At 62.4% G+C, this 12060-nt stretch carries 9 protein-coding genes and 1 pseudogene; 9 read left to right on the forward strand and 1 reads right to left on the reverse strand.

Annotation, left to right across the window (positions count from 1 at the left end; translation table 11 throughout):
• Positions 1-104: 104 nt before the first annotated feature.
• Positions 105-278: pseudogene (locus JAO73_RS23420) on the forward strand (BF3379 family histone-like protein); the annotation flags it as partial.
• 237 nt (positions 279-515) lie between these two features.
• On the opposite strand, the gene tyrS reads toward JAO73_RS23420, so the two are convergent.
• Positions 516-1829 carry a tyrosine--tRNA ligase gene (gene tyrS, locus JAO73_RS19280; protein ID WP_198978920.1) on the reverse strand — a complete coding sequence of 438 codons (1314 nt, stop codon included), beginning with the start codon at positions 1827-1829 and terminating at the stop codon, positions 516-518.
• Positions 1830-2006: 177 nt separating this feature from the next.
• On the opposite strand from tyrS, the gene holA reads away from it, so the two are divergent.
• The 8 genes from holA (at position 2007) to JAO73_RS19320 (ending at position 12055) form a co-directional block, all read left to right on the forward strand.
• Positions 2007-3065 carry a DNA polymerase III subunit delta gene (gene holA / locus JAO73_RS19285; protein WP_233169294.1) on the forward strand — a complete coding sequence of 353 codons (1059 nt, stop codon included), beginning with the start codon at positions 2007-2009 and terminating at the stop codon, positions 3063-3065.
• A gap of 58 nt (positions 3066-3123) precedes the next feature.
• The gene (locus JAO73_RS19290) at positions 3124-3315 is read left to right on the forward strand and encodes a hypothetical protein (RefSeq protein ID WP_190922553.1); all 192 of its coding nucleotides are present in this window, start codon (positions 3124-3126) and stop codon (positions 3313-3315) included.
• A 298-nt stretch (positions 3316-3613) separates the two neighbouring features.
• The gene (locus JAO73_RS19295; RefSeq protein WP_198978922.1) at positions 3614-4348 is read left to right on the forward strand and encodes an ATP-grasp domain-containing protein; all 735 of its coding nucleotides are present in this window, start codon (positions 3614-3616) and stop codon (positions 4346-4348) included.
• Between the two features lie 130 nt (positions 4349-4478).
• Positions 4479-7715, forward strand: coding sequence for a tetratricopeptide repeat protein (locus JAO73_RS19300; protein ID WP_198978923.1), 3237 nt, complete (start codon positions 4479-4481; stop codon positions 7713-7715).
• A gap of 36 nt (positions 7716-7751) precedes the next feature.
• On the forward strand, positions 7752-9533 hold the full coding sequence (locus JAO73_RS19305; RefSeq protein WP_198978924.1) for a TonB-dependent receptor: 1782 nt from the start codon (positions 7752-7754) through the stop codon (positions 9531-9533).
• A 103-nt stretch (positions 9534-9636) separates the two neighbouring features.
• Positions 9637-10851 carry an HU domain-containing protein gene (locus JAO73_RS19310; protein WP_198978925.1) on the forward strand — a complete coding sequence of 405 codons (1215 nt, stop codon included), beginning with the start codon at positions 9637-9639 and terminating at the stop codon, positions 10849-10851.
• Positions 10852-10859: 8 nt separating this feature from the next.
• Complete coding sequence (locus JAO73_RS19315) at positions 10860-11546, forward strand: MotA/TolQ/ExbB proton channel family protein (RefSeq protein WP_190922548.1); 687 nt, start codon at positions 10860-10862, stop codon at positions 11544-11546.
• 89 nt (positions 11547-11635) lie between these two features.
• Entirely contained in the window at positions 11636-12055 is a 420-nt protein-coding gene (locus JAO73_RS19320) for an ExbD/TolR family protein (RefSeq protein WP_190922547.1), read from the forward strand.
• The last annotated feature ends 5 nt before the right edge of the window (positions 12056-12060 follow it).

Raw genomic sequence — 12060 nt, forward strand, 5'->3', positions numbered from 1 at the left:
TTGAAAAAAAAGTGAAAAACTTGCTTGCATTTGAAATCCCTGTATATTAGGGCCGGCTTAACCGCTTAATACGCTCATTTTTCACCCCCAAACCCCAAACCCCAATGAACAACTTTGGTAAATTGAAGGACCTCGTAATGTCGCTGGAAGACGATTTCTCGAAATTCTATGACAAGCAGAACGCTGCCGCCGGCACCCGCGTGCGCAAAGGCATGCAGGAGCTGAAGACGATGGCTCAGGCGTTCCGCACCGAGGTGCAGAACACCAAGAACGCCGCTGCCGGTGCCGCTAAGGCTCCTGCTGCCGGTGGTGCCAAGAAGGCCGCTCCCGCCGCCAAGAAGGCTGCTCCTGCTGCTGCCAAGAAAGCTGCTCCTGCCAAGAAAAAGTAATCACGGATTCGCCGGATTCGGCGAATGTTGTAGATGACGAAAAAGGCCCCGCCAACTGGCGGGGCCTTTTTTTGTGGTGCCTGGGTGCGTCGGGCATGGGCGGTGCCCGCCTGACGCGCGACTTGTTTACACCAATTCTACCAGGAAGTAGTCCTTCTTGCCCTTTTTTACCACCAGGTACTTGCCGTGCAGCGGGGCCAGGTCGGGGACCGGGGTTTCGGGCGAGGTGAGCTTGGCGCCGTTCACGCTCAGACCGTTGGACTGGATGAGCTTGCGGGCTTCGCCGCGCGAGGGCAAAATCTGCTTCTCGGTGGCGTCGCTCAGGAGCACGGCCACGTTGAGGTCGGCGGTGGCGGCGCGGGGCACGCGCAGGTGCGGCAGGCCGGCAAAGGCGTCGAGCAGCGTGGCTTCGGCCAGGGTGCTCAGGTCGCCGCCTTTGCCAAACAGCACCTCGGACGCGGCCACGGCGGCCTCGTAGGCAGCTTCGGAGTGCACCCGAATGGTGACGTCCTTGGCCAGGGCTTTCTGCAGGGTTTTGAGGCCGGGGTTTTGGGCGTGCTCGGCTTCGAGGGCCTCGATTTCCGCTTGGCTCAGCAGCGTGAACACGCGAATGAGGCGCGGGGCGTCGGCGTCTTCGGCGCGCAGGAAAAACTGGTAGAAGTGGTAGGGCGTGGTGAGGGCGGGGTCGAGCCACACGGTACCGGTTTCAGACTTGCCGTACTTGGTCCCGTCGGCTTTGGTGATGAGCTGGCCGGTGAGGGCATAGGCCTTGGCTTCGGTGCCTTCAGCGTTGGCCATGCGGCGAATGAGCTCGGTGCCGGTGGTGATGTTGCCCCACTGGTCGCTGGCGCCCATTTGCAGGGTCACGCCGAGGGTTTTGTTGAGGTGCACGAAGTCGTAGCCCTGCAGCAGCTGGTAGCTGAACTCGGTGTAGCTGATGCCGCCGCTGTCGCCGTCCTCGCCGCCGCCAATGCGGCGCTTCACCGAGTCCTTGGCCATCATATAATTCACGGTGAGGTGTTTGCCCACCTCGCGCAGAAACTGTAGAAAGCCGAAGTCCTTGAACCAGTCGTAGTTGTTCACGACCAGCGCGCCGGTGGGGCCTTCGGAGAAATCCAGAAACTTCTCCAGCTGGGCCCGGATGCCGGCTTGGTTGCGGCGCAGGGTTTCTTCGTCGAGCAGGTTGCGCTCGGCCGATTTGCCGCTGGGGTCGCCAATCATGCCGGTGGCGCCGCCCACCAGGGCCACGGGGCGGTGGCCGGCGCGCTGCAGGTGCACCAGCAGCATGATGGTGGCCAGGTTGCCGATGTGCAGCGAGGCCGCCGTGGGGTCGAAGCCGATGTAGCCGGTGATGGGGGCATTCGTGGCCAGGTGCTCGGCGGTGCCGGGCATGGCGTCGTGGTACATGCCGCGCCAGGTTAGTTCAGGAATGAAATCCAAGGGGTAAATGCGTAAATGAGTAAATGAGTAACGTGGCGTGCTTCGGGGCATATTTCCAATGCGGCGTTGCGCGGTTGCGCCCTCGTCCGCAAAGGTACTAGGTGGCTTTACCTTTGCCAGCCCGGAAGAATGGCCCCTCTATCCATTCACTCATTCACCCATTCAGCCGTTCCCCCCTTGATACTCGAAGCCGACGCCATCCTCAAGCAGCTGCAGCAACGGCAGTTTCAGCCCGTGTATTTTTTGCAAGGCGAAGAGCCGTACTACATCGACGCGGTGGCCGATTTAATTGAGAAAACGGCGCTGGCCGAGCACGAGCGCAGCTTCAACCAGGTGGTGGTGTATGGCAAGGACGTGGACGTGACGGCCATTCTGGGCCAGGCCAAGCGCTTTCCCATGATGGCCGAGCGCAGCGTCGTCCTCGTGAAGGAAGCCCAGACCGTGGCCGACCTGGAGCAGGAGCGGAGCTGGCCTTTTCTGGAGGCTTACCTCAAAAACCCGCTGCCCAGCACCGTGCTGGTGTTTTGCTACAAGCACAAAACCCTCGACAGCCGCAAAAAGCTGGGCAAGCTGCTCGCGGGCAAGGACTCGCCGGCCGTGCTGATGACCAGCAAAAAGCTCTACGACAGCCAGGTGCCGCAGTGGCTCACGGCCAACGTGCGGGCGCGCAACCTGCAAATCACGGGGCAGGCCACCGCCATGCTGGCCGAGTACATCGGGGCCGATTTGGGCCGGCTGGCCAATGAGGTAGACAAATTGGTGCTCAACCTCAAGCCCAACCAGCCCATCGACGAAGAGCTGGTGCAGCGGCTGGTGGGCATCAGCAAAGACTACAACATTTTTGAGCTGCAAAAAGCCCTGGTGCAGCGCGACGTGCTGAAGGCCAACCGCATTCTGGGCTATTTCGCCGCCAATCCCAAAGCCAACCCGTTGATACCGAACCTCACGCTGCTGTTCAACTTCTTTACCAAGCTGCTGGTGCTGCATCAGGCCGGCGCCAACCCGCCCGATGGCGTGTACAAAAGCCTGGGCATCCTGAACAGCTTTGCCCAGAAGGAATACCAGCAGGCCCTGCGCGCCTACCCTATAGAGCGGGTGGTGGGCATCATTCACGACATCCGGCGGGCCGATGCCCAGAGCAAAGGCATTGAAAGCGGCTCGATGGACGACGCCGAAATTCTGCGGGAACTGGTGTGGCTGATATTGCACCCGGTGCCGGCCGGGGTGCTGGGGTAACAACCGGCCCGGCGGGGGCGTAGAAGGCGGGTATTTCACCTTAAACCTGATTTCACTCATGAGCAATACCCTTGGTGGCATGATTGCCGGCCTGTTTGGCGGCCGCACAAACGAAGACGGCACGCGTGCCGGTGGTTCTACGGGCGGCAGCCTGGTCAAAGGCGCCCTGCTGGCCGCCGGTGCCGCGTACCTCTACAAGCGCTACAAAAACGGCAACCTGAACCTGCCCAACGTGCCCAAGTTCAAGTAGTCGAACGACGCTTCAATTGGAAAAAGCCCCGGTAGCACCTGCTGCCGGGGCTTTGTTGTAGGGGCGGGGCCCGCCCCTCCGTGGTTCGGGACCACGAAGTCATTTCAGACAGGCAAGGGCTGAAAAGCCAGTCAACGCTTCCGTAAGCCAGTCAACGCCTCTGGAGATACGTCCAACGGTTCCGCAAGGCATTCAGTGGCTCCGGAAATGCTGTCAATGGCTCCGCAAGCCAATCAACAGCCCCGAAACTTCATCCAACGGCAACTGTACTTTCGTCAGTCGTTTATTTCAAGCTCTCATGCGCGCCCACATTCACTTCCATCGCGGCATTCCGCAAAGCGTCAACAACTACCTGGCAATGGACGGCTTCCAGCAGATGGGCTGGGAAATCGTGCCTTACACCGATGCCGAGCCTGTGTGCGAGCATGCGCCGGATGAGGTGGTGGTGGGCCACATTGCGGCCGTGCGGGCCAGCCTGCGGGCGCTGGGCCGGCCGGTGCCGCCCGAACTGGGCTACCCGGCGGCGCTGCGCCCGTTTCTGGGGCGGCGGCTGTGGCAGAGTACCATCAATGCCGTGGCGGCCGATGCCAGCCTGTGGCCGGTATTCGTGAAGCCGATGCACGAAACCAAAAAGTTTACGGGCGTACTGGTGCGCCGAATCGGGGACTTAGTGGGGTGTGGCGACCAGTATGAGGATACACCGGTGTGGTGTGCCGACCCCGTGCGAATGGTTGCCGAATGGCGCTGCTTTGTGCGCTACGGCCAAGTGCTGGATGTGCGGCCGTACAAAGGCGACTGGCGTGCCCACTTCGACCAGCAAGTAGTGGAGCAGGCCCTGGCGGCATATTTGCCCGAGGCGCCGGCGGCTTTTGCGCTGGACGTAGCGGCTACCGCCACCGGCGCGACGGTAGTAGTGGAAGTGAACGAAGGGTACGCGCTGGGCGCCTATGGCCTGACGCCGCTAGCCTACGCCAAATTTCTGTCGGCCCGCTGGGCCGAGATGACGGGCAGCGTGGACTACTGCCGCTTCTGAGTGCCCCGCTGCGGCCCCGGGTTGGCAATGAAACCCCTAATTTGCCGTTAGCGGGGCAACCTACGGGCATTTATCGCTACTTTTGGCCAGTTCCCGGGCCCGGTGCGGCCCCTCCACGCAAGGTATTTACATGAAGCTATTTCCCCGGCTGGCGCTAGCCGCCGCCCTGAGCGCGGCGGCCCCGCTGGCAGCGCAGGCCCAGCAGTCCCAGGTTTTTGCGTCCGACGAACGGCATTTTCAGGAAGGGTTGGAGCTGTTTGACCGCGGCCAGTACGGGGCCGCGCAGGAGGCCTTTCGGCAGTACCTGGCCATCGAGCCGGTGCACACCAGCCAGGGCGGCGCCGCGGCCCGCGACCGCACCGCCGACGCCGAGTATTACGTGGCCGTGAGCGGCCTCTACCTCTCGCACCCCGACGCCGAAGGCCTCATCCTCGATTTTGCGGCGCAGCACCCGGCCCATCCGCGCGCCGCGGCGGCCTATTTCGAACTGGGCAAGTTCTATTTCGACCAGAAAAACTACGAGGCCGCCATTCGCTATTTCCAGAAGGTAGCGCCCGACAACCTTAGCAATGACCAGCGCGCCGAGTCGGACTTCAAGCTGGCCTACAGCTATTTTGAGCAAAAGGACTACGAAAAGGCCCGCCTGCTTTTCGACCGCAACAAGCAGGTGCAAAGCCAGTACAAGTACGCCAGCTCGTATTACGCGGGCTACTTGGCCTACCGCGCCGGCGATTACGCCGCGGCCCGCACCGACTTGGCCGTGGCCGAGCAGAACGATGCCTACCAGCCCGTGGTGCCGGCCGTAATGACCCAGATTTATTACCGCGAAGGCAACTTCGATGGCCTGATTGGCTACGCCACCAAGGCCCTGCAAAACACCCCGCCGCCGCAGAACTCCGACGAAATCCAGCTGCTGCTCGGCGACGCCTACTACCAGAAAGGCCAATACAAGGAGGCGGCCGAGAACTTCGATAAGTACGCGGCCATTCACAAGGGCAAAATTGAGCCGGCGCTGCAGTACAAAATTGGCTTTGCCAACTACAAGATGGGCGACTTCAAGGGCGCCATCGCCAGCCTGCGCAACGTGGCCGTGCGCCGCGACTCGCTGGGCCAGAATGCCGCCTACCATCTGGGCCTGAGCTACCTGCAGACCAACCAGAAGCCGCAGGCGGTCACGGCCTTTGAGGCGGCGCGGCAGTCGACGTTTGACAAGGGCATTGCCGAAAACGCCACGCTCAAGCTGGGCCAGGTGCAGTACGAGCAGGGCAATCTGCCCGAAACCATTGCCGTGCTGCGCGATTTCCGCAAGAAGTTTCCCCGCTCCAAAAACCAGCCCATCGTCGACGACCTGCTGAGCAACAGCTTCCTGTCCTCGACCGACTACAACCAGGCACTGACTTACCTCGAAGGCCTGGAAGACCGCAGCGCCAAGCTGGACGCCACCTACCAGCGCGTGGCCTACTCGCAGGCCGCCACGCTCTACAACAACGGCAATTACTCCGAGGCGCTGCCGCTGCTGGACAAGTCGCTGAAATACCCGGCCGACGACGCCCTCCGCGCGGCGGCCCAGGTGCTGCGGGGCGAAATTTTCAGCGTGGGCCAGAAGTACCAGGAGGCCATCACGGCCTACGTAGCGGCGGCCCGCTCGGCCCGGCAGGGCGGCGTGAGCCCCGAAGAGGCCGACTTTGAGCAGAAAGCCCGCTACGGCCTGGGCTATGCCTACTACAACACCAAGCAGTACGACCGCGCCCGGCCGCAGTTCCAGGCCTATGTGAGCGACAGCGACGCCAAGCCCTCGGACCCGAACTACTACGACGCTACGCTGCGCCTGGCCGATACCTACTACGTGGCCAAAAGCTACCAGCAAGCGCTGGATTTGTACGACAAGGTCATCAAGGCCAACGCCGCCGACAAAGACTACGCCTACTACCAAAAAGGCCGCACGCTAGGCCTGATGGGCCGCCGCGACGAAGCCAGCTCGACCCTGGCGGCCCTGCTCAAAACCAGCCCCAACTCGCGCTACGCCGAGGAGGCGGTGTTTCAGCAGGCGCAGCTATCGTTTGAGGCCGGCGAGTACCAGCCGGCCGTGGACGGCTTCACCAGGCTGATTGCCAACCGCCCCAACAGCCCGCTTATGCCGCAGGCCCTGCAAAAGCGCGGCGTGGCCTACGCCAACCTGCAGCAGCAGGAAAAAGCCGTGGCCGACTTCCAGAAAGTGCTGACGGACTACCCGCGCAGCGAAGCCGCGTCGCAGGCCATCTACAGCCTGCAGGAAAGCCTGACGGCCCTAGGCCGCACGGAGGAATTCGACGCCGCGCTGGCGTCTTTCAAGATTCAAAACCCGGACAGCAAGGCCACCGAAAGCGTGGAGTTCGAAGCGGCGAAGTCGCTGTATCTGGCTGAGAAATACAAGCCCGCCATTCTGCGCCTGGAGTCGTACTTGAAGCAGTACCCGCAGTCGGCCCTGGGGCCGGATGCCCGCTTCTTCCTGGCCGATTCTTACGTGAAAACCGGCGACCGGCAGCAGGGCCTGGCCCGCTTGCGCGACGTGGTGACCGAAGGCAAAAGCGAGTTTCTGAACCGCGCCGTGGGCCGCCTCGCCGACCTGGAGTTCGAAAACAAAAACTACGCCGAGGCCGCCAAATACTACGAGCGCCTGCGCGGCGCCAGCACCAACCGCCGCGAGGTGGCCAACGCCACCCTGGGCCAGATGCGCAGCCTCTACGAAGTGGGCGACTACGCCGGCACCCGCCGCGTGGCCGAAGAGCTACGTGCCCAGGCCGGCGCCACCGCCAACGCGACCAACGCCGCGTTGCTGTACCTGGGCAAGGCCAGCTACCGCGCCGAGAACTACGACCAGGCCGCGACCGAGCTGGCTGCCGCCGTCACGGCCGCGCCCAACGACGTGAACGGGGCCGAAGCCCAGTATTTCCTGGCCCAGACGCTGTTTAAGCAAAAGAAAAACGAGGAGGCCATTGCCGCCGCCCTCAAGGTGAATGCCAACTACAGCAGCTACGCGCTGTGGCAGGGCCGGGCCTTCTTGCTGGTGGCCGATGTGTACGCGGCCGAAGGCGACAACTTCCAGGCCCGCGGCACGCTGAATTCGCTCATTGACAACAATTTCCCGGTGGCCGAAGTGGTGGAGGCGGCCAAGCAGCGCCTCAAAACCCTGGGTGCCGACCAGCCCGAAGAACCCGCCGAGCCCAAAACCACCCCGAAGGCACCTGCCAAGGCTCCGGCCAAAACGCCCGCGCCCACTGGCAAGCCGGCCCCCACGCCGGCCCCCACCAAGGGCAAAGCCGCCGTGCCCCGCACCAACCTGCGCGGCACCACCACCGCCCCGGCCGATACGGCCACCCAGCGCTAACATCGGCGCATTTACTCACTGAATAATTGATTGCTGATGAAGCGTTTGTCAACTAATAATACGTCGTCGAAAGCGCGCCGGGGCGCGGGGCTTGCCTTGGCCGCCGTGCTGGTGGGGGCCGCCGCGCCCGCCGCCATGGCCCAGCCCACCAAGGGCAAAACCACCGGCAAGATTGAAGAGGCCGAGATTGAAATCGTGAAGGAGCGGGTGAACCAGCTGCCCGAAGCAACCCGCAACTTCTCCAAAATCGCGCTACCGGCGCCGCCCCAGACCGAGCGCAAAGTCACCTACACCTTCCCCGACTTTCGCCTGCCAGCCGACCGCCTGAATCCTTCGGTGAAGGTGCTGACCATTCGGGCCGAGGAGCCCACGCCGCTCACCGGCAACCTGGTGAAAGTGGGCATCGGCAACTACGGCACGTTCTACGGCCGGGGCTATTTCCACAGCACCCGCAACACCGACCACGCCTACGGCCTCGACGTGAAGCACGTCAACTCCCTGAACGGCCCCGTGGACGGGAAAAACTCCAGCGTGGCCGAAACCAGTGCCCACCTCATGGGCGAGCTGTACCGCGGCACCGCGGCCTTCGGGGCCAACCTGGACCTGGGCCGGGAGCGCTACAACTTCTATGGCTACGAAAAGGCCGCCAACGGCACGCCCGTGGCCACGCCCGAAGCCGGCGACATCAAGCAGGTGTTCAACCGCTTTGCCGTGAAGGGGTACGCCCACAACCGCGACCCCGAGCAGGTGCTGCAGTACGACGCCAGCCTGGGCTACCGCTACTGGAGCGACATCTTTGCCGCCAACGAAAACGACGTGCGCCTGAACGCCAAGCTGGGCTACGCCCTGGGCGAGTCGAGCCGCATCACGCTGAACGGCGAAGCTTCCTTTATTGCCGAGAAAGACCTGGCCCCGGCCAAGCCGAACGTGGCCGCCGAACAGGTGACCCGCACGCGCACGTTCGTGCAGGCGACGCCGGCCTACGAGTTTATGCGCAACAACATTGCCTTTTCGGTAGGCGCCACACTGGGCTATTCCTCCGACTCGGCCACCAACGTGAGCAAGGCGGTGATTTACCCCGCCGTGCGCCTGGGCTACACCATCGAGCCCGAGAAATTTATGGTGTATGCGGGCCTGGGCGGCTCATTGCAGCGCGTGACCCGCTACGACCTGACCACCGAAAACCCTTGGCTGAACCGCGGCCTGAACGTAGCTGATACGCACCGCGGGCCTACTATCTACGCCGGTTTCACCTCCACGCCGGCCCGCGGGCTTGAGTTCAACGCCCGCGCCACCTACGCCCGCGACCGCAACCTCTATTTCTACCTCAACAACCCCATCGACCCCAGCCGCTTCGACCTCGTGTACGACCAGAACGCCACCGGCGTGCTCAACCTGCACGGCGAGCTGCTGTACAACGCCGCCGAAAAATTCCGCCTCGGCACCCGGATGGATTTCAACAAATACGCCCTCAAAAACCTGCCCCAGCCGTTTCACCGGCCCGAGTACCAGGCCTCCGTTTTTGGCACCTACAACGTGTTCGAGAAGCTGATGGTGGGCGTGGAAGGGTACTTTTTCTCGGCCAGCTACGGCATCAGCTACCGCCCGGCCTCCGTGGCGGGCGCCGCCCGCGTGCCCGATTTTTACCGGGCCACCGACCCCATCATCGACCTAAACCTGCGCGCCGATTACCGCATTACGCCAAAAATATCCATCTTTGTAATGGGTAATAACCTCGCAAACCGCCAATACCAGCGCTTTTACGGCTATCCGGTGAAGGGCATTAACGTCATTGGCGGCGCGAGCTACACTTTCTGAGGTGACAGAAACAGGTCCGCGGTTACGAAGCAAATTGCAGCTAACGCAATGAGCCGTAGCCCGATGACTCGCAGCTGTTAACTCATAACTTTTAATTGATACAATGCATTTAGCCGACCACATCCGTCCTTTGCTCCGCGACCACGACTGCGTGATTATTCCGGATTTTGGAGGATTGGTGGCTGATGCTTCGCCGGCTCGCGTGCAGCCCGGCCGCCAGGCCCTGGGCCCGCCCACCAAGCTGGTGGCCTTCAACCAAGCCCTGACCCGCAACGACGGCTTGCTCGTCGACGCCCTGAGCCAGCACCTGGGCCTGCCCATCGCGCAAGCCCGCGAAGCCGTGCGCGCCGCCGTGGCCGGCCTCAAGCAGGAACTCGACGAAACCAACCGCACCGAACTGCCCGGCATCGGGATTTTCCGTCGGGCCGCCGGCCGCGGCCTGGCTTTCGAATACACTGGTTCCGACAACCTGCTGGCCTCCGCTTATGGGCTGCCCGAGCTGGTTGCGCGCCCCGTGCGGGCCAACGACGCCCGCAGCAAGCGCCCGCAGCCGGCTTTGCGCGGCGCCTCTACGCGGCGCACCCGCGTGGCGCGTCTGCTGCCGGGCGGCATCATTGCCTTGGCGGCGGGGCTGCTTTTTTTGGCCAACTACCAGTTTCTGGTAAACCGCAACATGGTTTCGGCTAAGTGGCAAAGTCAACTGCCCAAGCTGGAATGGGCGCAGCAGCGCACTTCGGGTGCCGCCTCCCTGTCCGAACCCCAGCAGGCCACGTTGGGCCAGCGCACCTTTACCAGCGCCGAAACGGCTGCCGACGGCCTGACGCCGCTCACCGCGCCTGAAGCATCGGCGTCCGTTGCTCCTGTGGCTCAACCCATCCCCACACTGGAGAACCCAACCGCCAAGACAGTAGAGCCGGCAGCTACGGTTGCCGAAACAACGCCGGTGACTGAGCCCAAAGCTTTGGCCAAAACGGTAGAAACCCCGGTTGCGGCTGCCAAGCCCGCCGTTGCTCCGGCACCGGTTGCGCCCGCGCCGCCCAAGGCCAAAGCAACCGCGGCCACCAACTCGGTGACAATTAAAAACCGCACGGGGCGTTACTACGTCATTGCCGGCGCCTACGGCAGCTTGGCCAACGCCGAAAAGGGCCGCAAAATTCTGGCCCGCAACGGTCATAATGCCCGCATCATCCTGCCGCCTTTTGGCAGCCGGCTGTTCCGCCTCACGGCCGGCGACTACGCCGACCTGGCCTCGGCCCAGCGCGAAGCCCAGCGTCTGCGCGTGAGCACGCACTGCGACTACAATACGTTGAAATTTTAATCCTTTTCATGTCCGCATTCTTCCTGCAGGTGGTTCCCACCGCTGCCGATACTGTTACTACCGCTGCGCCCATTGCCAGCACCAGCGTCCCGGTTATCGACCTGCTGCTGCGCGGCGGTTGGATTATGATTCCGCTGGTGGCGCTTTCCATCCTCTCGGTTTACATCATCATCGAGCGCTACTTCACCATTCGCCGCGCCGCCGGCGACCCCGATACCTTCATGAACGGCATCCGCTCGCTCATGGTAAAAGGCGACCTAGCCGGTGCCAAGCTGCTGTGCGCGCAAACCGCTTCGCCGCTGGCCCGCATGGTCGAAAAAGGCCTGCGCCGCATCGGCCTGCCGCTCAAGGAAATTGAAACCAGCGTGGAAAACGTAGGCAAGATTGAAATTGCGCGCCTCGAAAAGAACATCAGCATCCTGGGCATCATTGCCGGTATTGCGCCCATGATTGGCTTCGTGGGCACCATCATTGGGGTTATCAAAATTTTCTATTCCATTGCCGCCACCAAGGAGTTCGGCATTCCGCAGGTGGCCGACGGCCTGTACGTGAAGCTGGTGACCTCGGCCACGGGCCTCATTGTGGGCATCATCGCCCACGTGGGCTACCACTGGCTGAGCATTTTGGTTGAGCGCATGGTGTTCCGGATGGAAAATTCGGCCATTGAGTTCATGGACATCCTCCAGGACAATTAATTGATTTGCTGGTTGTTTAATGTGCTGAGGTGCTGCGGTGGTCGCAGCCTTCAGCACATTTGCACATCAAGCCCTTTGCACATCAGCGCATGAACCTTTCCCGCCGCCACCGCCTTACCTCGCACGTCGAAACCGGGGCCATGAACGACATCATGTTTTTCCTGATGCTGTTCTTTCTGATTGCCTCCACGCTGGTAAACCCCAACGTCATCAAGCTGCTCCTGCCCAATGCCAAGTCGAGCAAGCAGGTGATGAAGCAGCCCATCACCATTTCGGTGGATGCGGCCGGCGTGTACTACGTGAACAAAAAGCCGGTGAACCCCACCGCAGTGGAATCGGAACTGGTGGCCCTGGTGGGCTCGGCGCCCACCCAGGAGCAGCCCACGGTGGTGCTGCGCGTGGATAATTCGTTGAATGTTCAGAAGCTGGTTGACATTCTGGAGATTGGCAACCGGCTCAAGCTGAAAATGGTGATGGCCACCCAGGCCCAGCAGGCGGCCGGCAAATAAGCCGT

The sequence above is a fragment of the Hymenobacter miniatus genome (assembly GCF_016427455.1).
Classification (GTDB): Bacteria; Bacteroidota; Bacteroidia; order Cytophagales; family Hymenobacteraceae; genus Hymenobacter; species Hymenobacter armeniacus.